Origin of the sequence: Gracilimonas sp., assembly GCF_031581265.1 — a bacterium.
Lineage (GTDB): Bacteria > Bacteroidota > Rhodothermia > Balneolales > Balneolaceae > Gracilimonas.
In genome coordinates this window covers 110,970-132,233 of sequence record NZ_JAVLBQ010000001.1, presented here as the reverse complement: position 1 = coordinate 132,233, position 21,264 = coordinate 110,970, and the positions used below count along the sequence as shown (strand labels likewise).

25 protein-coding genes and 1 tRNA gene are annotated in these 21,264 nt (G+C 39.1%); 21 read left to right on the top strand and 5 right to left on the bottom strand.

Annotated features, from left to right (window positions below; genetic code table 11):
* Positions 1-39 precede the first annotated feature (39 nt).
* Both RI561_RS00530 and folD read left to right on the top strand, forming a co-directional pair.
* A complete protein-coding gene (locus RI561_RS00530) occupies positions 40-1,413 on the top strand; it encodes a sigma-54-dependent transcriptional regulator (RefSeq protein ID WP_395078253.1) in 1,374 nt (457 codons plus the stop codon).
* 1 nt (position 1,414) lies between these two features.
* Complete coding sequence (gene folD / locus RI561_RS00525) at positions 1,415-2,305, top strand: bifunctional methylenetetrahydrofolate dehydrogenase/methenyltetrahydrofolate cyclohydrolase FolD (RefSeq protein WP_395078252.1); 891 nt, start codon at positions 1,415-1,417, stop codon at positions 2,303-2,305.
* Between the two features lie 2 nt (positions 2,306-2,307).
* On the opposite strand, the gene RI561_RS00520 is transcribed toward folD, so the two are convergent.
* The gene (locus RI561_RS00520; RefSeq protein ID WP_395078251.1) at positions 2,308-2,751 is read right to left on the bottom strand and encodes a type II toxin-antitoxin system VapC family toxin; all 444 of its coding nucleotides are present in this window, start codon (positions 2,749-2,751) and stop codon (positions 2,308-2,310) included.
* Positions 2,726-2,974, bottom strand: coding sequence for a type II toxin-antitoxin system Phd/YefM family antitoxin (locus RI561_RS00515; protein WP_395078250.1), 249 nt, complete (start codon positions 2,972-2,974; stop codon positions 2,726-2,728). The genes RI561_RS00520 and RI561_RS00515 overlap by 26 nt, the downstream gene beginning before the upstream one ends.
* Before the next feature lie 297 nt (positions 2,975-3,271).
* Between RI561_RS00515 and RI561_RS00510 the strand changes: the two genes are divergently transcribed.
* The gene (locus tag RI561_RS00510; protein WP_395078249.1) at positions 3,272-3,613 is read left to right on the top strand and encodes a hypothetical protein; all 342 of its coding nucleotides are present in this window, start codon (positions 3,272-3,274) and stop codon (positions 3,611-3,613) included.
* A 26-nt stretch (positions 3,614-3,639) separates the two neighbouring features.
* Here the strand turns inward: RI561_RS00510 and RI561_RS00505 are convergent, their stop codons facing one another.
* Positions 3,640-4,062 (bottom strand): hypothetical protein, encoded by a 423-nt coding sequence (locus tag RI561_RS00505; protein WP_395078248.1) that lies wholly within the window; start codon positions 4,060-4,062, stop codon positions 3,640-3,642.
* Positions 4,063-4,185: 123 nt separating this feature from the next.
* Positions 4,186-4,398: a hypothetical protein gene (locus RI561_RS00500; RefSeq protein WP_395078247.1), complete on the bottom strand. Its 213-nt coding sequence runs from the start codon at positions 4,396-4,398 to the stop codon at positions 4,186-4,188.
* 142 nt (positions 4,399-4,540) lie between these two features.
* Between RI561_RS00500 and guaB the strand changes: the two genes are divergently transcribed.
* The 18 genes from guaB (at position 4,541) to RI561_RS00410 (ending at position 19,661) form a co-directional block, all read left to right on the top strand.
* Positions 4,541-6,028 (top strand): IMP dehydrogenase, encoded by a 1,488-nt coding sequence (gene guaB, locus RI561_RS00495; RefSeq protein WP_395078246.1) that lies wholly within the window; start codon positions 4,541-4,543, stop codon positions 6,026-6,028.
* Between the two features lie 17 nt (positions 6,029-6,045).
* The gene (locus tag RI561_RS00490) at positions 6,046-7,314 is read left to right on the top strand and encodes a glycosyltransferase (protein ID WP_395078245.1); all 1,269 of its coding nucleotides are present in this window, start codon (positions 6,046-6,048) and stop codon (positions 7,312-7,314) included.
* A 30-nt stretch (positions 7,315-7,344) separates the two neighbouring features.
* Complete coding sequence (locus RI561_RS00485) at positions 7,345-8,202, top strand: M23 family metallopeptidase (RefSeq protein ID WP_395078244.1); 858 nt, start codon at positions 7,345-7,347, stop codon at positions 8,200-8,202.
* Between the two features lie 41 nt (positions 8,203-8,243).
* The gene (locus RI561_RS00480) at positions 8,244-8,636 is read left to right on the top strand and encodes a polymer-forming cytoskeletal protein (RefSeq protein ID WP_395078243.1); all 393 of its coding nucleotides are present in this window, start codon (positions 8,244-8,246) and stop codon (positions 8,634-8,636) included.
* Positions 8,637-8,654: 18 nt separating this feature from the next.
* Positions 8,655-8,885: an AtpZ/AtpI family protein gene (locus RI561_RS00475; protein ID WP_395078242.1), complete on the top strand. Its 231-nt coding sequence runs from the start codon at positions 8,655-8,657 to the stop codon at positions 8,883-8,885.
* Positions 8,882-9,250 (top strand): hypothetical protein, encoded by a 369-nt coding sequence (locus tag RI561_RS00470; protein ID WP_395078241.1) that lies wholly within the window; start codon positions 8,882-8,884, stop codon positions 9,248-9,250. Before RI561_RS00475 ends, RI561_RS00470 begins: the two co-directional genes overlap by 4 nt.
* A gap of 8 nt (positions 9,251-9,258) precedes the next feature.
* Positions 9,259-10,326: a F0F1 ATP synthase subunit A gene (gene atpB / locus RI561_RS00465; RefSeq protein WP_395078240.1), complete on the top strand. Its 1,068-nt coding sequence runs from the start codon at positions 9,259-9,261 to the stop codon at positions 10,324-10,326.
* Positions 10,327-10,369: 43 nt separating this feature from the next.
* A complete protein-coding gene (atpE, locus tag RI561_RS00460; protein ID WP_082894083.1) occupies positions 10,370-10,591 on the top strand; it encodes an ATP synthase F0 subunit C in 222 nt (73 codons plus the stop codon).
* Positions 10,592-10,606: 15 nt separating this feature from the next.
* Positions 10,607-11,122 (top strand): F0F1 ATP synthase subunit B, encoded by a 516-nt coding sequence (gene atpF, locus RI561_RS00455; protein WP_395078239.1) that lies wholly within the window; start codon positions 10,607-10,609, stop codon positions 11,120-11,122.
* A gap of 12 nt (positions 11,123-11,134) precedes the next feature.
* Positions 11,135-11,683 carry an ATP synthase F1 subunit delta gene (gene atpH / locus RI561_RS00450; protein WP_395078238.1) on the top strand — a complete coding sequence of 183 codons (549 nt, stop codon included), beginning with the start codon at positions 11,135-11,137 and terminating at the stop codon, positions 11,681-11,683.
* Between the two features lie 30 nt (positions 11,684-11,713).
* On the top strand, positions 11,714-13,324 hold the full coding sequence (atpA, locus tag RI561_RS00445; protein WP_395078237.1) for a F0F1 ATP synthase subunit alpha: 1,611 nt from the start codon (positions 11,714-11,716) through the stop codon (positions 13,322-13,324).
* A 10-nt stretch (positions 13,325-13,334) separates the two neighbouring features.
* Positions 13,335-14,231, top strand: coding sequence for an ATP synthase F1 subunit gamma (atpG, locus tag RI561_RS00440; RefSeq protein WP_395078236.1), 897 nt, complete (start codon positions 13,335-13,337; stop codon positions 14,229-14,231).
* A tRNA-Ser gene (locus tag RI561_RS00435) sits at positions 14,231-14,317 on the top strand. The genes atpG and RI561_RS00435 overlap by 1 nt, the downstream gene beginning before the upstream one ends.
* 102 nt (positions 14,318-14,419) lie before the next feature.
* On the top strand, positions 14,420-15,805 hold the full coding sequence (locus RI561_RS00430) for a TolC family protein (RefSeq protein ID WP_395078235.1): 1,386 nt from the start codon (positions 14,420-14,422) through the stop codon (positions 15,803-15,805).
* A gap of 5 nt (positions 15,806-15,810) precedes the next feature.
* On the top strand, positions 15,811-16,404 hold the full coding sequence (locus RI561_RS00425) for a phospholipid-binding protein MlaC (RefSeq protein WP_395078234.1): 594 nt from the start codon (positions 15,811-15,813) through the stop codon (positions 16,402-16,404).
* A gap of 128 nt (positions 16,405-16,532) precedes the next feature.
* A complete protein-coding gene (locus RI561_RS00420) occupies positions 16,533-17,708 on the top strand; it encodes a CDP-glycerol glycerophosphotransferase family protein (RefSeq protein ID WP_395078233.1) in 1,176 nt (391 codons plus the stop codon).
* A gap of 32 nt (positions 17,709-17,740) precedes the next feature.
* Complete coding sequence (locus tag RI561_RS00415) at positions 17,741-18,739, top strand: sulfotransferase family protein (RefSeq protein ID WP_395078232.1); 999 nt, start codon at positions 17,741-17,743, stop codon at positions 18,737-18,739.
* Between the two features lie 16 nt (positions 18,740-18,755).
* Complete coding sequence (locus tag RI561_RS00410) at positions 18,756-19,661, top strand: sulfotransferase family protein (protein ID WP_395078231.1); 906 nt, start codon at positions 18,756-18,758, stop codon at positions 19,659-19,661.
* Positions 19,662-19,701: 40 nt separating this feature from the next.
* On the opposite strand, the gene RI561_RS00405 is transcribed toward RI561_RS00410, so the two are convergent.
* Positions 19,702-21,138 carry a lipopolysaccharide biosynthesis protein gene (locus tag RI561_RS00405; RefSeq protein WP_395078230.1) on the bottom strand — a complete coding sequence of 479 codons (1,437 nt, stop codon included), beginning with the start codon at positions 21,136-21,138 and terminating at the stop codon, positions 19,702-19,704.
* Between the last annotated feature and the right edge of the window lie 126 nt (positions 21,139-21,264).

The window sequence follows — 21,264 nt, the reverse complement described above, 5'->3', positions numbered from 1 at the left end:
TTATGAAACAAATAACCATTTCCCATTAACCAATAACGAATGCCTGACCAAAAAGCCCACATATTAGTCACGGATGATGAAAAATCTATCCGAAATGCCCTGCAGGAGATCCTGGAGTTTGAAGACTACGAGGTTTCAACCGTAGATGGCGGTCAGGCTGCACTGGACTTTTTAGCCGAAAACGATATCGACCTGATGTTTCTGGATATAAAAATGCAGGGTATGGACGGCCTCGAAACATTAAAAGCCATTCGTGAAAAGGGATATGACTTTCCGGTGATTATGATATCCGGTCATGGTACCATCGAAATTGCCGTGGAGGCTACTAAAATGGGTGCCTATGATTTTCTCGAAAAACCCCCGGATTTGAATCGGTTACTTATAGCAGTACGTAATGCACTCTCTCAAAAAAGTTTGGAGAAAGAAAACAAGCAAATCAAAAAGAAGCTGCCTAAAATACAGGAGATCATAGGCGAGAGTAAGGCCATTGAAGAGATTAAAAATCTGATTGAGAAAGTAGCACCAACACAATCGCGTGTTCTCATCACCGGTGAAAATGGCACCGGAAAAGAGTTGGTAGCCAAATGGATTCATGAAAAAAGTTCGCGCAGTGCAGGACCATTTGTAGAAGTAAACTGTGCAGCCATTCCATCTGATTTATTAGAAAGTGAGCTATTTGGGCACGAAAAGGGAGCCTTTACCGGGGCTTCCGACCAACGAATTGGAAAGTTTGAACAAGCTGATGGCGGTTCGTTGTTTTTGGATGAGATTGGAGATATGAGTTTAGAAGCCCAGGCCAAAGTATTACGGGCACTACAGGAAAGTACGATTACACGTGTAGGAGGAAGTGAACCCATAAAAATTGATGTGCGGATTTTGGCCGCTACCAACAAAAATCTGGAAGAAGAAATAAAAGAAGGAAATTTTCGGGAAGATTTGTTTCACCGCATTAGCGTAATTCCCATTGAAGTACCGCCGCTTCGGAAGCGAAATAAAGATATTCCATTGATTGCTGAAGCTTGCCTTCAGAATTTAAAAAAACGTGATATTAGTTTTTCTTCGATTTCTTTTTCAGATGAGGCGCTCGAGGCCCTTCAGCAAAAAGAACGGAGAGGGAATGTACGGGAGCTTCAGAATGCGGTAGAGCGTTTGGGAATTTTGGCTTCGAGTGATGAAATCACAGAGGAAACCGTACGTGACGTTCTCAAAACAAGAGACCTGAAAGCTGAGCATTTGGGTAAATTGGCGGATGAAACCGAAGATTTCCAAGACTTCAAAGAAACGGCAGAACGCTTATTTTTGGTGAAGCAGTTGGAAAAGAACGACTGGAATATAAGTCAGACTGCTGAGGCCATCGGAATTCAGCGAAGCCATATGTACAACAAAATGAAAAAATACAATATAGAGCGATAGCATGAGTGCAGAGATAATTGACGGAAAACAAGTAGCAGAATTAGTACGAAATCGCGTTCGGGAGGATGTGGAGGATTGGACAGCCAAGGGGAACCGGCCTCCGTTCCTGCAAGTTATTTTAGTGGGTGATGATCCTGCTTCAAAAGTATATACCGGGGCCAAAACCCGGGCATGTGAGGACGTTGGGATTGAAACCCATACAGAGATCCTGCAGGATACTATTTCTGCCAGAGAACTTAAGTCCATCATTAAAAATTATAATGAAGATGATTCGGTAGATGGAATCTTGGTTCAGCTGCCATTGCCTTCCCACTTATCTTCTCATGATGTGATTGAAAGTATAGACCACCGCAAAGATGTGGATGGGTTTCACCCCATGAATGTTGGTCGGTTGACGGTAGATCAACCTTGTTTTAAAAGTTGTACTCCGGCGGGAATCATGGAGCTTTTTAAGCATTACAGCATCCCGGTGAAATCTAAACATGCTGTAGTTGTGGGAGCGAGTAACATCGTGGGTTCCCCGATGGCAATTATGTTATCAAGAGAAAACTCATCAGGAAAAGCTACGACCACCATTTGCCATAAATACACTAAAGACCTTACACAACACACCATATCTGCTGATATTTTGATTGCTGCAGCCGGGCAGCCTCATCTTATCAAAGCCGAGATGATCAAAGAAGGGGCTGTGATTATTGATGTGGGTATCAACAGAATTGCCGATGAAACTTCTAAAAAAGGCTATAAACTGGTAGGCGATGTAGATTTTGAATCGGTGAAAAAGAAAGCCAGCTGGATTACACCCGTTCCCGGTGGGGTTGGGCCCATGACGGTAGCAATGTTAATGAAGAATACATTGCTGGCGGCGAAGAAGAGTATTTATCCGGAGTAGGCTTATTCAGGATATACACTGATGCCAAATTCTATGGCGGTTTGATTGAAAATTGTGTCATAACTGAAGACTGAATAATTTTCTGAATAGGCTATTCCAAGATGCAGAGCGTCCAGACTTCTCAAAGAATTTTCAGTTGATCTTATGATGTTTGAGGCTGCATCAAAATGTATTCCATCTAACTTAATGATCGAGTATAGCTTTTGCTGGATATGTGAATCAAATATCCGAAACACTTTTCTTACTTCTGATTCAGTAGTGTGTCCGATTCTTACTTTCTTTCGGGCTGCTGAATAGAATTCTACCTTTGAAAGTTCACTGATTAGGAAATTATTATCAGACTCAAAGAAATCTTGGACTTTGGAGCTTAGTGTTTCATTGAAATAGTAGGGTATTAGGCAACTGGTGTCTATGTAGATATTATTCTGTACCAAACCTTTCTTCATTTCTGGTTTCCAACAAGGTATCTAACACAGAGCCTTCTACATTCAGGCTTTTCCGAAACTCCGTCATATCCGGGAATTTCTTCTTTTTCTTTGGCTCCTTATAATTCACCAACTTGGCAATGGGATTGTTGTGTTTGGTAATGATGACCTCTTCGCCACGCTCAGCCTCAGTGAGGTATTTAGCTAACTGCTCTCTGACTTTATTTACGGGTACTTTCTTCATCTTTTTGAATTTGAATTATGTACATAAATAAATGTACATAATTTGCTTCCCTAATTCCACATAGTGTGTACTTTCGTTTAGTACTGCCATGAAAACTCTAAAGCACTAAATAGGATCGTTATCGTTTGGTATTAAAACCTAATCCATTCCTAAATATCTGAGGCACAATATTTCATACAATCAATGCTTATTCTTTTGTGATTTTGATCTTCAGAATAAATTATTTTTCGGGGTGACACTATGTTGTCACTTGGTATGAGTATCATTGAGTAAATCAAAAAACAAAACTCAATGACCATGATGAATCAAGCACTATCAATTACTTCAAAGCAAAACAAAGCAACAGCATTATTTGCCGTTCCGGTACTAAAACGCATTCAGAAAGAAAGCATCGAAGAGTACAACGAGATGCAGGAAGCCTTCAATTTAATGGGCTGGGGAAATCTACCTGATGAGTTAAAGATCGAAATTCATCAAGATGTGAAATTTATGGTAGAAGAACTCAAAGGGCGTTTTTCTTCCTGCGATCCTTTTGTAAAAAGAAGAAGAGACTCTATTCACTACTGGGTAAGCTGCTTTCAGGATGGAATTTGCAGTTTGGATACGGCGATTGATGCATTAAAAGTAAAATCTCTGTAGTGAAAATGCTTTATTGAGAATATGACTCAGGATCTGGTTTTATATTTCTGAGTCTTATTTTCTTCTAAATTTTTAGGGATATCATCAGTACTAATGCGGTGTTGTGCCGGCTGTTCCAGTACATCTGTTATTAACTGCATGATAGACTCAAATTTCTTTTTCTGTTTGTTGAAATAATATTTGAGACCGCCCATGAAACCGAAATAACCGGCTAAAGCACCAATAGAAGAGAGAAGCAAATAAGAGGTCTTTGGAATGCCGAATGCTTTTAAAATAAGAGCGACCCCAAGTGCCCCGAAAAATGTAGAAAGAAATAATCCTGCACCTCTAAATTCATCCCAGTTTACATATTGTGTGATTTTTGTCTTTCCATCTTTTGGCACTACAGTGACACGCCTGATACTTTCAAGTTTGTTCTCAACTTGCTCCCAGTCATAGCTGTTCCTCATTTGTTCTACAGTACCTTTTTGGCCGGTATACGCGTTCAGTTCAGGGAACAACCGATCAAGCTGAAGATCTGTAATTTCTTGATTAATAATGGTTGATGACTGTAATTCACCTGTGCCAATTAATCAATTAAACTCCTGTTTAGCCCGGCTTTCTACACTTTGAATAGCTTTAATTAAAACTTCTTTTGATATACCAACTTCACTTGCAATTTCCTGCAGTTCTGCAGAAGTGATACCCCGTTCTTCAGATTCCAAATCATTCTTTGATTGCTGAATTTCTGAAGCTTTTGCCAGGATATCACGAATCTGATTTTGTGTAAATTCTTTTTCTGCCATTTTCAGGATTATTGATTAAAAGCTTCAAATATTTTAATCGGTTATAAGACAATATATTATATATAATTTTAGGGAATCTCATTAAGTAGTTCCAACCGAAAGTTCGTATCTTTGAAAAACTGCAAGTTAAATTTTTTTATTGATGCCTATAATGAATGATTCCTCTCCCTTCAAAAAAATTACACGCCAAGGGCTTACCTACGATGACGTGCTATTGGTGCCCAATTACTCGAAGGTACTACCAAGAGATGTCGATACCACGGTAAATCTGACCCCAACGCTCAAACTAAATGTTCCTATCATTAGCTCGGCTATGGATACGGTATCTGAGTACCGTTTAGCAATTGCATTAGCTCGCGAAGGTGGAATTGCCATGCTTCATAAAAATATGAGTATCGAAGATCAGGCGGAGCATGTTCGGTTAGTGAAGCGAAGTGAAAGTGGTATGATCGTAGATCCGGTTACACTGAAAGAAGATGCTACCGTTCGGGAAGCACGGGCACTTATGAAAAAGCAGAAAATCGGAGGAATTCCAATTGTTGATGACGCAGGAATTTTGGTAGGTATCGTAACAAATAGAGATCTTCGCTTTGAGTCTGAGATGGGCAAGAAGCTTGGAGATATCATGACGCATGAAAATTTGTACACTGCAAAAGAAGGGACAAACCTAAAACAAGCAGAACAAATTCTACAGCATTATAAAGTAGAGAAATTACCCATCGTTGATGCGAATAATAAGTTAGTGGGATTAATCACCTTTAAAGACATTGAGAAGAAAAAGAACTTCCCAAATGCATGTAAAGATGAAATGGGACGCTTGAGAGTTGGAGCCGCAGTGGGTGTAACAGCTGATACTATGGATCGTGTTGATGCTTTAGTTGCTACAAGCGTAGATGCAATCACAGTAGATACCGCACATGGCCATTCCCAAGGTGTTCTTGATACGATCAGAAAAATCAAAGAGTCTTACCCTGATCTAAATGTAATTGGTGGAAATATTGCTACCAAAGCTGCCGCCGAAGCCTTAGTTGAAGCCGGTGCAGATGTGGTAAAAGTTGGAGTTGGCCCAGGCTCTATTTGTACAACGCGAGTGGTAACCGGGGTTGGAGTTCCTCAATTAAGTGCAATTATGGAAGTTGCCGAGTATACCAATCAAAAAGGAATTGGCCTTATTGCCGATGGAGGTATAAAGCAAACCGGAGATATTCCAAAAGCGATTACCGGTGGAGCAGATGCGGTTATGATGGGATCAATGTTTGCCGGGGTTGATGAAAGCCCCGGTGAGACGATCATCTATGAATCTCGTAAATATAAATCGTATCGGGGAATGGGAAGTATTGGCGCAATGAATAAAGGATCTAAAGACCGATATTTCCAAGATGTTGAAGACGATATCAACAAATTAGTACCGGAAGGAATTGAAGGACGTGTTCCCTACAAAGGACATTTAAGTGAAGTTGTACATCAAATGTCTGGCGGACTTCGGGCAGCCATGGGATATGCAGGTGCTGCAAATATCGAGGAAATGAAAAAAGCTGAGTTTGTGCAGATTTCAGCTGCGGCTTACAGAGAAAGTCACCCACATTCGGTTCAAATCACGAAGGAAGCGCCGAATTATTCGGTCTCCTGATCGCCTCAACCCGAAATATGAAGAACGTTCTTTTCATTGTCTATTATTTCCCTCCCATGGGAGGGAGTGGGGTCCAACGTCCTCTTAAATTCGTAAAGTATTTGCGTGAATTTGGGTGGAACCCCATTGTGTTGTGTCCTGAGCCTGGGGCATATCACACCTTTGACGAATCGTTAAATGAGGAGCTGCAGAATTTAAATATTGATGTTTTTCGGGTTGAAGCAGATACCCCTTTTCACAAAATTAGCCAAAGAAAGAAAGATGTAAACATCCCTGAGCCATTAGGACAAGTGCTTCGGTGGATTTCAAATTTCATATACCTGCCAGATAATAAAAAAAAGTGGATAGGGCCCGGGTTCAAAAAAGCCCTGGAGATAATTGATTCTAAAAAGATTGATCTTATTTTTTCAACTGCCCCTCCATACAGTAATTTAATGCTGGCTAAACGAATTAAGGATAAAACAGGAATTCCTGTTGTCATGGATTTGAGGGATGATTGGGTTGGGAGTCACCTTTTGAGATATCCTACCCGCTGGCACCGTAAAAAAATGGAAGCGCTGGAAATTGAAACTCTATCAAAAGCAGATGAGTTGTTGACCGTGAATGAGCATATAGCTGACAGTATCAATTCACGGGTTTTGAAAAAACCAAAAGTGATTGGCCATGGATATGATCCACAGGATTTTGAAGATGCAAATGCAATAGCCCCTTCATCTCCCAATAAAATTAGTTTCCTTTATAGTGGTGTATTCTATCCTGACAGTACCCCAAAAGTTTTTTTACAAGCTATGGCAAAGCTATTTCAAAAAAAGCCACATCTCAGAGGTAGAATAGAATTACAATTTCAGGGAGGCTTAAATGCTACACACTGGAAAACAATAAATAAACTCAATCTCACTTCTCTAATTGTTGACTACGGATATGTAGATCATAAAACTGCCACAAAAAACTTGCTTAAAGCGAATATTTTATGGCTTAATATTGGGCAAAAGAAAAATCCTGAAATCATATCATTAGGTAAAACAAGTGAATATTTTGCGACTAAAAAACCCATCCTTGGACTCGTGCCCGAGGGCAGTGCTAAGGAATTATTGTTAAATTATGGCAGAGCTTATTTAGCAAAACCCTATGATGTTGATGAAGTATCTTCACAGTTAGGTCATTTGATAAAAGACTTTGAGGACGATAACATCCCAGATTATTCAGCTGAATTTGTAGAATTATTTAACAGAAAGTATTTAACGCAAGAGTTGACCAAAATCTTCAATGAAATTTCAACTCAATAATTAGTTTTTGTTGTAGTAACTTGAAATACAATGATTGAACTACTCAAAAAATTATTTGAACAACGCCATAAAAGGCTGACTGTAATGTTGTTGGATGATTCCAAACCTGACAAGGATAATTCCTACAAGCTTCGTCCTAATAGTCTTTTTGTGGGCATTACATTTTTGGGAATAATGGTGATTCTTGTCACTGCCGGTATATTTATGATCACTCCATTAGGTAACTTAATAAATGGTGGATCGGATTCGGATATAAGATCTCAAGTACTTGAAATTACCAACAAAGCAATAGCGTTGGAAGATTCTCTGCTAAAGAGAGACCGTCAGCTTCAAGAAATGAAGGAAATTATACGTTTGAATGTGGATACTACCCTCACTCCGGACCAAAGGTTTGATCAGCTATTTAGTGGAGGTGAGGGGCTTTCCAACCCGGATTTTGTAAATTTCGATCAGACTGCAACTTTTGAGCGTTTAAGTCAAAATGAGATTCTTTTTTCGAATATTGTTAATTCAGCTCCCGAATTTCCTGCTAAGTTTCCGGTTCAGGGAACCCTGACCAGGAGATATGAACCTGAACAGGAACATTTTGGATTAGATATTGCTACTCAAACCAATGAATTAGTTATTAATATCGCCGACGGCGTCATTGTAAACAGTAATTGGACCATGAACAATGGATACACTATTTCTGTTCAGCACAGTGGTGGTATCCTTGCTATTTATAAGCACCTCTCCAAGATTAATAAAAGAGATGGTGATTTAGTCTTGAAGGGTGATATCTTAGGAGAAGCAGGAAATATTGGTGTTTTAAGTACAGGTCTTCACCTCCATTTTGAAATATGGAAAGATGGTACCCCTCAAAATCCGGAATTTTATTTAATCAAATAGAGCTATTAAGTATGTTAAATTCAAAAACGAAAGAACGTAAAATGTCTAAGCATTCGAAACAGTCTCCATCGGTAAATATTATAAGTGAAGGTACAACTCTAAAAGGAGATATTAGTGCCAAAGCCGACATAAGAGTAGCAGGTATAATTGAAGGTGAGGCTACATCAAAAGGAAAATTGATTATAACAGTTAGTGGCAATATTAAAGGGAATGTAACCACACAGGAAGCAGATATTGCCGGTAAAGTTGAGGGACAGGTAAAAGTATCTGATAAGCTGACCTTAAGAGAAAACGCAATTATTGATGGTGATATTTACGTAAAAACCTTAATTGTTGAAGAAGGGGCTCAAATAAATGGATCTTGCCGAATGGGAAGCGGGAGTGATTCACTACAAGGCAACGAAGATGCTGATTTCGCAAAAATTCCAAAGTAAAGAATTCATAATAGGCTCTTGTCAAAAAATTTTCTCCCTAAAAAATATTCAGAATATCTTGGTCTTGGTGCAGAAATTGCAGCCTCGCTCGTAATCCCCATTTTGGCAGGTTACTATCTTGATGAGTTTTTTGGAACTTCACCTGTTCTAATATTGATTGGAGTGTTGCTGGCAATGATCATTTTTGGATTTACTATGCTGCGAATTTCAACAAATTTCGATTCTAAAGAGGGAGCTGATAACACATGAAAGGAACAGTACTTAAAGGGACGTTAATTTTTTCTCTCATTCTTATGCTCACCTCCACTCTTTTTTTTGTGATAGGGGAACGTGAAGGAGTCGCTGTTGTATCAGGTGTAATGTTAAGTTCCATATTTGTAAGCAGCAGCGCCTGGATATTTGATGCGTTTAGAAATGTTGAAAATAAGCTGTTTATCAAGGTTTTTTTCTTTTCAACAGTGGTCCGTTTTTTACTGGTGCTAATTCTTTTCGGAATTTTAGTTGGAGTGACAAAAATTAATGAAATCTACTTTACAGTTAGTTTTATAATTTCCTATCTTTGCCAATCTGTAACGGAAATGATTTTTATTAACAAAATTCTTCAAAAAGAGTAGCAGTTAAAATGGTCCAAACCCTGCGTCGAGTTTTTCTAACTCTTTTATTTTTATCGATTAGCACATCAAACACATTTGCAGCTAACGCATCTCAGGAAGATGACGGACAGATACTCGATGTTATGGGTACGGTAGCTGATCATGATTACCTGAAAACACCTGCCGGTAAAATCTATTTACCCCGTATTTTTTATTGGGAAAATAGTGAGGGTGAAAAAAGTGTGTCTGTTTTTGCAAATTCAAAAAAAGCTGCTGCATCTGATGATTTTACCCAAAGTGAAGAAGGAGTAATTGTTCCTGCAAACTCAGGCCACATTATCGTGGATTTATCTATTACGTCTCATTTAATTTATTTTTGGTTGGGGATGGGGCTTGCTGTTATACTTACTGTAATGGCTGCAGGGAGATATAAAAAAGGTATAGGTAGAAAGGTGGAGCCTCAAGGAACCTTTCAAAATATTTTTGAGGTGCTATTCATATTTATACGTGATGATGTTGTCCGTGGAAACATTGATGATCACAAAGCTGATAAATACATGCCATTTTTGTTTACCATGTTTATGGGCATCTCTTTCATGAACCTATTTGGATTACTGCCATGGGCAGCAACTGCCACTGCCGACTTAACTGTTACCGCAACCTTAGCATTTCTTACTTTTGTGATCACTCAATTTAGTGGTACTAAAGATTATTGGGGACATATATTTTGGTTCCCAGGTGTTCCAACATGGGTTCGTTTTATCTTAACGCCGGTTGAAATACTCGGTATTTTTACCAAGCCTTTTGCGCTCGCAATTCGACTTTTTGCTAACATGTTATCAGGAAAAATAATGATCATCGCTATACTCGGATTGATCTTTATTTTTGCTGATATATTTGGATCAGTAGCAGGCGTAAGTGTAAGTGTGTTTTCCGTTGCTTTAACGGTTGTCTTGTATGCTCTTAAGGTTTTCGTAGCTTTATTACAGGCATACATTTTTACCCTTCTGTCAGCTGTATTTATTGGAATGGCAGCTGAAGATCATCACCATGCAGAAGAAGGGTATCATACTGAGCACATCGCTGAAGAACTTTAAAATGTATAACTATAACTCAATAATAAACTAAACAAACAGAACTATGGGATTATTAGCAGCTGGTATTGGAGCTGGAATCGTAGCACTTGGTGCCGGAATCGGAATCGGAATGATTGGAAAAGGCGCTACCGAAAGTATTGCACGTCAACCTGAAGCTTCCGGAGATATCCGTGGTGCTATGATTTTGACTGCAGCCTTTATTGAGGGTGTTGCTCTTCTTGGTGCCGTTATTTGTATTCTACTTGCTCTCGGAATTGGTCAATAAAAAGGTAAATAACCTATGACTTTCCTTTTAGCAGGCGGAGGAGGCTTACTTTCGTTCAATACCGGGTTTGCGATCTGGATCTTAGTTTCACTGATCGCATTCCTATTTGTAATGATGAAATACGCCGTACCTCCAATAATGTCGGCACTACAGGAGCGTGAGCAAAATATCAAGGAATCGTTGGAATCTGCTGAAAAAGCTATTGCCAAGGCAGAAAAGATTTCTAAAGATAATGAGAAAGCTCTGCGTGAAGCTGAAGTAAAAGCTCAGCAAATACGCAAAGAGGCCGTTGAGCAAGCGGAACTAATTCGTACAGAACGAATTGGTAAAGCAAAAGAGGAGGCTGATCAAATTATTGAGCAGGCCCGAGCCTCAATTGAACAAGAAAAGAAACAAGCTTTGGTGGAGTTGAGAGAAGAGGTAGCGAAACTTGCTATCCAATCAGCTTCAAAAATAATTGATGCAGAGCTTGATACTAAAAAGAATAACAAGCTGGTAGATAAATTCTTATCTAACCTTTCTAAAAACTAAGCAATTAACCATATGCTGGTAACAAAAGCGGCACATCGCTATGCCACTGCACTCTTGGAGCTTGCAAAAGAACAAGATGTAGTTGAGCAAACACTTGAAGATATCCTTTTAATTAAGGGAACTATTGAAAGTTCACGCGATTTACTTGTTTTCTTAAGAAGCCCGGTTATAAAACCAGATAAAAAGGTTGCAGCTCTTGAAGCTATTTTTGGTGATAAAGTGAGTGAACTTGTACACAGATACATTACCCTCATTGCACGCAAAAACCGGCAGAATTTATTAGACGAAATCGTTTTCGCTTTTGTCGAAAAGTATAATGCTTATAAAGGTATTATTTCTGCTGAAGTTTATGTAGCCAATGAATTAAGTGAAAAACAGCTTAAAGAGGTAAAAGAAAGATTAGAAGAGGTTACTAACAAAACAGTGAACTTATCTACTATTGTTCAGGAAGATCTCAAAGGTGGTATGGCCGTCAAAATTGGAGATACGGTTACTAATGCTACTGTAAAACATAAATTGAAACAGCTTGAGGATGAATTCCTTAGCGCAGCTTCGGAATAAAACCACAACATTTTTTAATCAATATATACAATGAGTCAAGTCAGACCAGACGAAGTTTCAGCCATTTTACGTAAACAATTATCAGGCTTCGATAAAGAAGCAGATACCTATGATGTTGGTACCGTTCTTGAGGTAGGAGACGGTATTGCACGTGTTTACGGACTCTCTAAAGTACAAGCCGGAGAATTAGTTGAACTACCCGATTCTAAAGATCAAAAAGGTAATTCAGTTACCGGTATGGTACTTAACCTCGAAGAAGATAACGTAGGTATCGTTCTCTTCGGTTCATCAAGTGCGGTAGAAGAAGGGCATACAGTAAAAAGAACCAATGATATTGCTTCCATCAATGTAGGAGAAGGATTACTTGGTCGCGTTATTGATCCCCTTGGAAAACCAATTGATGGAAAAGGTGCTGTAACAGGTGATACTGTAAGATTACCACTTGAGCGTAAAGCTCCCGGAGTAATTTATCGTGAGCCTGTAACCGAACCACTTCAAACCGGACTTAAATCAATTGACTCGTTGATACCAATTGGTCGTGGTCAGCGTGAGCTTATTATTGGTGACCGCCAAACGGGTAAAACAGCCGTTGCCATCGATACAATTATAAATCAAAAAGAAACACAGAAGACCGACAAGCCTGTTCATTGTATTTATGTTGCAGTTGGGCAGAAAGGTTCTACTATAGCTAATATTCGAAAGGTATTGGAAGATAACGGTGCTATGGAATACACAACAATTGTTGCTGCTCCTGCCAGTACTAGTGCTCCACTGCGTTATATTGCTCCGTTTGCCGGTGCCGCTATCGGTGAATACTTCCGCGATACCGGTCGACATGCCTTGGTAATTTATGATGATCTTTCCAAGCAAGCTGTTGCTTATCGTGAGCTTTCATTGCTCCTTAAACGACCTCCGGGACGTGAAGCATACCCCGGTGATGTTTTCTACCTTCACAGTCGTTTGCTTGAGCGTGCTGCTAAGATTATTGATAATGATGAAGTAGCCCAGAAAATGAACAACATTCCTGATGGGCTGAAGTCAAAGGTGAAGGGTGGCGGATCATTGACAGCATTACCTGTGATTGAAACTCAGGCCGGTGATGTATCTGCTTATATTCCTACCAACGTAATTTCAATTACTGACGGACAGATATTCCTTGATACCGATTTATTTAACCAAGGTATTCGTCCTGCTATTGATGTTGGTACTTCAGTATCTCGTGTAGGTGGATCTGCACAGGTTAAATCAATGAAGAAGCTTTCAGGTACACTGAAACTTGACTTAGCTCAGTACCGAGAGCTTGAAGCCTTTGCAAAATTTGGTTCAGACCTTGATGCTTCAACTCAAGCTCAGCTTAGAACCGGTGAACGTACCGTTGAACTGCTTAAGCAGGGTGAGTATCAGCCACTTCCCGTTGAGCAGCAGATAGCACTTCTGAAAGTTAATGATGAAGGACTTCTCAATAAGCTGGAAGTAACTCAAATTCAAGAATTTGAGGAGCAATTCCTCGAAACCGTTGGTATTAAGCATGAAGAGGAAATGAATGCACTTTCAGATAGTGGAGTATTAAATGACACCTTCGGTGAGCAAATTATCGAAATTGCTAAATCAGTAATCGATCAAATCAACGCAACCAACTAATTAAGCATCGATGGCGAACCTTCGAGATATACGAAATCGGATATCATCTGTAAATAATACACAGCAGATTACCAAAGCTATGAAAATGGTAGCTGCTGCCAAGCTCAGAAAAGCCCAGGATAGGATGAATGAAACCAGGCCTTATGCCTCTAAAATTGCAGAGGTAGCAGGGCGACTGGCAGAATATAGTAGTTCATCTAACCCGGTGATGAGAAAGCCGGAGACTGTTAAGAATGTATTGTTTATCGTTATAGGTTCCGATCGAGGATTATGTGGAGGTTTCAACAACAACTTATTTAAAGAAGTTGAAAAGCAGTTGAATGAAAATTTCCAGCAATATTTGGAAAATGAAGCTCTGTCAATTGTTGCAATCGGAAAAAAAGCGAATGCTTACTTTAAAAAGAGAAAGTATGACGTAATTGAAGGATTCCCCGGTTTTTTTGATGATATACTATATGATTCGACATCATCTATCATGGAGAAGGCAACGTCACAATTTATAGGTGGACAGTTTGACGAAGTGTATATAGCATTTAACGAATTTAAATCTGTGATAGCTCAAACCCGGAAGGTTCAAAAAGTATTGCCGATTGATACTGCAAATTTAAAAAATGACGATTCAGATAATGCATCTGAACAAGCTATTGATTACCTTTACGAGCCAAATTCTCAGGCTATATTAGAACGACTATTACCGTTATACCTTAATATGCAATTATGGCGAGCGGTTCTGGAATCAAATGCTTCTGAACAGGGAGCACGAATGACAGCGATGGACAGTGCTACTGAAAATGCTAAAGATTTAGAAAAAGAGCTTAGGTTGAAGTATAATCAAGCTCGCCAAAGTGCTATTACTACTGAGATTTCTGAAATTGTTTCAGGTGCGCAAGCACTGAGTGAAAATTAGGAGAGCTGGCAGAGTGGTCGAATGCGGTGGTCTTGAAAACCATTGAGGCCTCACGGTCTCCGGGGGTTCGAATCCCTCGCTCTCCGCATTAATAAAATAGCCCCATTTTGGGGCTATTTTTGTTTTAAACAACAGTTTTTAAATATTATCAGCGTGCGTACGTTTATGTCTCAAATTAAATATAATATATGACAGCACGATCACTATATATTTTTCTCGCCCTAATTTTCTCTGTAAATATAAGTGCCTTTGCTCAGGATACACTTAAAATTGATGTTAATACGTTTATGGAGGTGGCTAAAGACAATTCCGGGCAGATGGATTACAATCAACAAAATGTTGAATTGGCTGAAAACAGAATTGAACTTGCTAAAGCACAGCGTATACTACCTAATCTTCGCTTTGAAAGTCAGCATGGTTTAGTACCTGGAGTGAAGAGTAATAATCCAAACTTATCTGAAAATGAATATTATTTGGATCCAAACCTTGAGAATGACTGGGAAGATTGGGCGGTATTTACTCGGTTTTCTATAACTGCTGCGCAACCTGTTTTTACTTGGGGTGCTATTAGTAAAGCAATTGAGGCTGCGAAGTTAGGAGTAGAAGCTGCTCAATATGAATTTGATGCTAAACAATCTGATTTTGAGATACGTCTCTTTGAACTTTATTACAGCTATGTATTGGCATTAGAAGTTGAGCAACTTCTGAATGAAGCTCAAGAGAAGATTATTGAAGTAGACAAAAAGATTGAAAAAATGCGGGAAGAGGGAGACACCAGCCTTGATGAATCTGAAATTTTCAAGTTCGAGATCTACAAATCAGAATTTGAAATTCAAAAGGCGGAAGTTTTTGAAAATCTGAATTTTGTTCGAGAAACCTGGAATTATGTACTACGGAACGAAGAAGATATTATCTATGAACCTGAAATTCGGTTTCTCGATCCTATTGCATCAGAAATAGAACCCATTGACTTCTACCAGAGTGCAGCATTCAATAATCGTCCTGAGCTAAAAGCTCTTGATATCGGAAAAGAAGCCACTGAAACCTATATGTCTTCTCTGAAAAGCCAAAATCTTCCAGGTCTTTATTTAGGGGGGTATTTTAATTTTGCGAATACACCCAATCGTCCACGTCAGTCCAATCCTTTTATTATAAACAACACAAATAAATTGGGTGGTGGATTTGGGTTAACGATACGTCAGGATTTAAACTTTTTCTCCATTCGTTCATCATTAGAGAGAAGCAGAATAGAACTAAGAAAAGTAACCTATGCTAAGGATGCGGCCAAAGACGGAATTATGTTAGAAGTAAATGACAGTTACCGAAAAGCTTCACTGGCAGATGTTAAAGTAAAGCAAACTGATAGTGCTTTGGTAACTTCAAAAAGATGGCTAAGACAGGAACAACTTGACTATGATTTTGGTATGGGAGAGGTAAAAGATTTAGTTGATGCAATGAAAAAAGAACTGGAGTTAAAGCTTCAATTAAAGCAACGCATTTTTGAATTTAACACCTCGTTGGCAAAGCTCAATAAAACAGCAGGTATTCCACTAACCACTTTTATTACAAATTAACGGCTATGAAAATACTCAGATTTAAAACCATATTACTTTTCTTCACAGTTTTTGCAACCGGCATTTCTTTTGCACAAAATGCTGAAGAAGAAATTCGAGCAATGATGCAAGAACGTGATCAACAAATTAAAGAACTGGTGGGGCCTGAAGGAACAGAATACACCGATGAGCAAAGAGCTGAGCTGAAAGAAATTATTAATGGGGTCATTGATTTTGAAGCCATGGCAAGGGAAGCACTGGCTGAAACCTTTGATACCATTTCAACAGAACAAAGAACCGAATTTGTGGAACTCTTTTCTACCATTGTAAGTGATCAGTCCCTTAATAAACTTGATATTTATCGCGCTAAAGTAAGCTACAATACTATTGAAAGCGATGGTGAGTCAGCTAGAGTAGAAACGCTCGCCGAACTTGAAAATGTAAGAACTCCGGTCAATTATGAAATGGAAAAGAAAAATGGCAACTGGGTAATCGTAGATATGGAAATTGATGATGTTTCCACGGCTTCTTCCTACAACCGGCAGTTTCAACGAATCATAAATCAGCGTGGTTTTGATACTTTAATGGAAAGCTTGCGTAAAAGAGCATCCAGAAGTTAAATGAAGATCATATTCAGCGAATAAAGATGCTGCAAAACCCTATATCTCAATTTTTTAACTGAATTGTTTTTTGGTGAATTGGGGATTTCTTACTTTAAAAATTAAGTACTTCATTAAATAGAAAGTTTATGAAAATTTTGATCTACGCCACTACATTTGGCGCAGATATGCTCAGTTTTACTAAGTATTTGACAGAAGAAACAGATGCTGAAGTAAAAGTGCTCCTGGACGAAGTCGAGAAGTTTAAGAGCGAGGGGATATATAAGTTTTGGGACTTGGATTTAGAACTTCATGAGACCAATAACATCTCATTGCTTAGGGGTATCAAAGGTTTTTCTCCGGATATCACTATTATGGATAATAATATTCCCCTCCGCAAACTCAGTCCCAAAGCTCTGATTTTATGGCACGGTTACGGTTGGAAAGGTCCGAATGATGAGGAAGAATTTAAGTGGCTCCATCGAAATATAAAACTGACTTGGGGAACCATGAAGGAACCAAATCCGGATATAAAATGGACAAGCTTTGGTCCGGTTGATTATAAGCATCGCACCAAGGTCAGCGGTTTTCATCCCGAAAATTGTATTAATCTCGGTTCAGCCAGTCATGATTATTTGCAGAAGGAGGTATCCAAAGAAAAATTGCAGCCCTATTATCCATTTGATGTTGTAAACCGGCAAACAGTATTAATAGCACCTACATGGCACTATGGGGAAGTATTCTCTCATTGGGGAGATGAAGACGAACTATTCAATAAACTATTGAAGGAGCTCCAGGAAGAGGGCGTAAATGTTATTCTTCGCTTGCACGACTCCTTTCGTTTTGAACACCATTATCTTGAATTTTTGCAAAACCTGGAAACCAAGTATGATAATGTGCTTTTAAAGTTTAAAGACCATCATCCTGATAACTTCCTTGATCTGCAAGTTTCCGATTTAATGGTAACTAATTTCAGTAGTATTGCTAACCTTTTTTATGCTACACATCGGCCTACCGTACATGTGTATCCTGTTAAAAGTAAGGATGAGTCTTTTATGTGGTTAAATAAAACCATGTTTGGCATTCGAAAAAAGAAAGTAGATTCCATCAAGTTTATCTGGAAATATTCACCCGAAGATAACGGGGGCTTTTTGGCCAGAGACTTTGATACGATGATGCAGCAAATTAAGGAGGGCTTACAGAATCCGGATTGTTGTAAACAAAAAGCACAGGAGTATCTCAATAAACATATGCTATCAGCGGATGGAAAAAATTGCGAACGAATTTGGAATACCCTCCAAAGTATGGCTCGTGATATTGAATAACCCAGAAAATAGTAGACCTCAATCCTAAATATTTGTCTATTTCAGTTACACAGCAAGATATCAATGAGACTGAGTCTAACCTGTTTTTTATAACCGGAGTGAGTCGGTCCGGTTCTACGTTATTACAAAGCATGTTGAATATGCACAGCGAGTTGGTTATCCCACCTGAAACTCATTTTTTCCATTACTATGATCGTTTGAAAGCCGGTTTTAGTGAGGCCGACAATAAAAGAATATATTCCACAAAATTGTTGAATCATTGGTATTCCAATAAAACCCGTATTCGGGATTTGGAGTTGGATTATGATGAAATAGGAGCCCTTTCTGATAAATTTAAAGCTTTTGATCCTCTTACATTATATAGTCTTCATCTTACTGCATACAGGAAAAAACGAGTTAAACCAATAATAGGGGAGAAGACCCCAAGACATATCCTGCATATTCCAAAGATTTTAGAGGCTTATCCGGATGCAAAATTTATCACTTTATTTAGAGATCCAAGGGCTGCTGCAAATTCCGAAATTAAGGCACAATTTGGATCTCCTTCTGTAATCGTGACTACAAAGCGTTGGAAAAAATATGTTGAAATGCATCAATGGTTGGCAAAAGAGTTATCTTCAGGTCAGTATATGATGTTGCGCTATAATGATTTTATTAATGCTGTAGAAGAAACCTTAAAGAAAACATGTGAATTTCTGGGAGTAAACTTTGAGGGGGAGATGTTAAACTACTATCAACGCGAGGAAACAGGTTTTGCGGAAGGAGAAGAATCTTGGAAAAAAGGCACTCTTAAGCCTATTCAGACAGATAAAAATGAGGAGTGGAAGCTCCAATTGACATCTTGGCAAAAAGCATTAATTGATAATAAAGCCGGATCTTCACTTACACTCATGGGTTATAAGAAAACAGAACAGCAACTCTCTTTTGCCCATAAATTATACTATCAATCCGTAGATTTGAGCCGGTCATTTTGGGCAGATGTCACAAATGCCAGAGATGAAGGCTACACAGATTTAGTTCCAAAAAATTAAAAAGCACATTAAAAGTATGTCAGTTTTACAAAAAATTGGTGATCAGATAACAGCAGTTTCAGATGCACTTGGGTTCGAACGTCGCGATATCAAAGCGGATGTTGGAATGCCTTGGCATTATGTAAAAAGCAAAATCTTAAATACACATTTTAAGTGGGATTATGAGCAGATCGAGCGCTACTGCATGTTTATTGGCTACCCGCGAAGTGGACATACGTTGGTTGGTTCTTTGTTGGATGCACATCCTGATGTAGTAATTTCTCACGAATTAGATGCTCTAAGATATCTGAGAGCCGGTTTCAGCAAGGAACAAATCTTTAGTTTGATTCTGCACAAGGATAAAGTATTTACTGGAAAAGGAAGAGAATGGACCGGCTACGATTATGCAATTGAGGGTCTATGGCAGGGAAGATACCGCAATCTAAGAGTGATAGGTGATAAAAAAGGTGGCGGTTCATCCAGGCACCTTCAGGCTAAACCTGATATCATCGAGAAACTGCGGGAAGAAGTACAGATGCCGATTAAGCTGATTCATATAGTTCGTCACCCGTTGGATAATATTGCTACACACAAACGCAAGTGGGAAGGCGGAAGGCATTCGCTACAAGAAGCCATTGACAGCTATTTTAAGCGGGTGGAAGCGAATGCGATATTAAAGACCCAGGTTGCTGACAATGAATGGTGTGAAATGACACATGAGCAGTTTATTGAAGACTCCAAAGGGACTCTAAAGACATTGGTCGAGTTTTTAGAAGTTGAGCCTTATGAAAATTATCTGAATGCCGCAGCTGAAAAAGTATTTGATTCTCCTTCAAAAAGTCGTAGTAAAATCGAATGGCCACAGGATAAAATTGACCAGGTTGCCGAACGAAGCCAAAAGTATGACTTCCTTAAAGACTACGAATTCACGGTAGACCAATAAGAAATTGCATGCAAAAAATTATCAGGCAACCTAAAAACACCTAACTTCGAATAGCACTAATAGCATCCTTCTCGCGAAACCAAATTACTGTGGCTGTTACACTAAAAACGAATATAGAAGCCAATATAACGGCCAGTATAGAGGTTTCGGGGAAAACTAAGGTAATTCCATATCTCACAGCATAGGCGAAGCCTGCGAGCGGAATGAGAGTTGTAAAAGCAGCTATACTTTTCAGTCCAAATTCCCACACCGGGGTTTCGGTGAGCTTGGCTCCAAAATAGATTAATACCAACGAGACTAACGGATAGACAGTCAGCCAAACCAACGCTACAGTCATCATACTAAATTGGGAAGCAATGAGGAAACCTGCCGGTAGTAAAATGGCATTAGAAGAAGTAAAGTAAAAGATGAACTTAGCTTCACCTTTCGCATTAATCAATTTGGGGAGCAAAGTAACCAGGCACTGGATGATTCCAACAGCAACAAAAATTCTCATATAAGGAACGGAGTCCATATACTTCTCGAATCCGACCAAGGGAAGAAACCAATCAATGTAGGTTCCGATGATAACCATAACGGTTCCAACCAACAGCATACTAGCCCGCGACATGGTAAAAAAGTAGTTTCTTAATCTTGGGATTTCATACTGAAGCTTTGCAAAAGCAGGATAGGCTACGCGATTGATCACATTTGATAATTCCTTTACCGTATCAAATACGAGTCGGTAGGCAAAAGAATAGATTCCCACCAATTCCATAGAAAAGAATTTACCAATTATCAGGTAGTCTGCATTCATATAAAATTTCTGGAAAAAATTTGATCCGGTAGTATAAAGCCCAAATTCTAAAAGGTGTTTAACTTGTTCGTAGTTAAAACGAAATCGCGGGAAATAAGGCTTAAACATTAAGCTAAAAGCCATTTGTCCAACTTTATTGGCCAGTTCTGCCAATATAATAGCCCAGGCGCCCCAACCGGTATAAGCCAGATAAATCATCAAACCAGCTGAGGCGGCCAATGCTACATTATCACTAATGGCCAGTTTCTTGAACTCAAGATCACGCATCATCAGTTTACTGGAAATCATATAGAAGCTGAAGGCGATTATGGCCAGCATATACACCCTGATCATAGGGGAGAGCACCGGCGTATCATAAAAGGAAGCTATAAACGGGGCCGCTAAAAAAAGGAGACCATACACAACAACGGAAAGCAGAAAGCTGGTCCAAAACAGAGAATCAATTTGAGTGCGACCAATTCGCTTTTCCTGAACGATGGCGGTTCCCAGTCCAAGTTCCGTTATCGCTTTTGTAGTACTGAAAAAAGCTAAGGCAAGCGCAGCAATACCAAATTGCTCTTCAGAGATAACTTTGAGCGTATAAAAGAGGGCAACTGCGTTTAATATTCGAGCGGTTACAGAACCGGCACCACTATATAAAACCGATGCAGCCACTCGCTTGGCAAAAGAAGACTCACTCATACTTTATGGGTTCTCATCGGTTTTTGGGTTCGGGAAAATTAAAGCGAGTCAAATATAGGGCGAACTCCAAGGAATTGAAATAAACCTTGTCCGGTTTACCAAATTGTTAAAGAATTACCAATTAAA

Excerpts from the sequence above, each read along its gene's own strand:
- RI561_RS00530 (WP_395078253.1), top strand. The coding sequence starts at position 40 with ATGCCTGACCAAAAAGCCCACATATTAGTCACGGATGATGAAAAATCT.
- folD (WP_395078252.1), top strand. The coding sequence starts at position 1,415 with ATGAGTGCAGAGATAATTGACGGAAAACAAGTAGCAGAATTAGTACGA.
- RI561_RS00520 (WP_395078251.1), bottom strand. The coding sequence starts at position 2,751 with ATGAAGAAAGGTTTGGTACAGAATAATATCTACATAGACACCAGTTGC.
- RI561_RS00515 (WP_395078250.1), bottom strand. The coding sequence starts at position 2,974 with ATGAAGAAAGTACCCGTAAATAAAGTCAGAGAGCAGTTAGCTAAATAC.
- RI561_RS00510 (WP_395078249.1), top strand. The coding sequence starts at position 3,272 with ATGATGAATCAAGCACTATCAATTACTTCAAAGCAAAACAAAGCAACA.
- RI561_RS00505 (WP_395078248.1), bottom strand. The coding sequence starts at position 4,062 with ATGAGGAACAGCTATGACTGGGAGCAAGTTGAGAACAAACTTGAAAGT.
- RI561_RS00500 (WP_395078247.1), bottom strand. The coding sequence starts at position 4,398 with ATGGCAGAAAAAGAATTTACACAAAATCAGATTCGTGATATCCTGGCA.
- guaB (WP_395078246.1), top strand. The coding sequence starts at position 4,541 with ATGCCTATAATGAATGATTCCTCTCCCTTCAAAAAAATTACACGCCAA.
- RI561_RS00490 (WP_395078245.1), top strand. The coding sequence starts at position 6,046 with ATGAAGAACGTTCTTTTCATTGTCTATTATTTCCCTCCCATGGGAGGG.
- RI561_RS00485 (WP_395078244.1), top strand. The coding sequence starts at position 7,345 with ATGATTGAACTACTCAAAAAATTATTTGAACAACGCCATAAAAGGCTG.
- RI561_RS00480 (WP_395078243.1), top strand. The coding sequence starts at position 8,244 with ATGTCTAAGCATTCGAAACAGTCTCCATCGGTAAATATTATAAGTGAA.
- RI561_RS00470 (WP_395078241.1), top strand. The coding sequence starts at position 8,882 with ATGAAAGGAACAGTACTTAAAGGGACGTTAATTTTTTCTCTCATTCTT.
- atpB (WP_395078240.1), top strand. The coding sequence starts at position 9,259 with ATGGTCCAAACCCTGCGTCGAGTTTTTCTAACTCTTTTATTTTTATCG.
- atpE (WP_082894083.1), top strand. The coding sequence starts at position 10,370 with ATGGGATTATTAGCAGCTGGTATTGGAGCTGGAATCGTAGCACTTGGT.
- atpF (WP_395078239.1), top strand. The coding sequence starts at position 10,607 with ATGACTTTCCTTTTAGCAGGCGGAGGAGGCTTACTTTCGTTCAATACC.
- atpH (WP_395078238.1), top strand. The coding sequence starts at position 11,135 with ATGCTGGTAACAAAAGCGGCACATCGCTATGCCACTGCACTCTTGGAG.
- atpA (WP_395078237.1), top strand. The coding sequence starts at position 11,714 with ATGAGTCAAGTCAGACCAGACGAAGTTTCAGCCATTTTACGTAAACAA.
- atpG (WP_395078236.1), top strand. The coding sequence starts at position 13,335 with ATGGCGAACCTTCGAGATATACGAAATCGGATATCATCTGTAAATAAT.
- RI561_RS00430 (WP_395078235.1), top strand. The coding sequence starts at position 14,420 with ATGACAGCACGATCACTATATATTTTTCTCGCCCTAATTTTCTCTGTA.
- RI561_RS00425 (WP_395078234.1), top strand. The coding sequence starts at position 15,811 with ATGAAAATACTCAGATTTAAAACCATATTACTTTTCTTCACAGTTTTT.
- RI561_RS00420 (WP_395078233.1), top strand. The coding sequence starts at position 16,533 with ATGAAAATTTTGATCTACGCCACTACATTTGGCGCAGATATGCTCAGT.
- RI561_RS00410 (WP_395078231.1), top strand. The coding sequence starts at position 18,756 with ATGTCAGTTTTACAAAAAATTGGTGATCAGATAACAGCAGTTTCAGAT.
- RI561_RS00405 (WP_395078230.1), bottom strand. The coding sequence starts at position 21,138 with ATGAGTGAGTCTTCTTTTGCCAAGCGAGTGGCTGCATCGGTTTTATAT.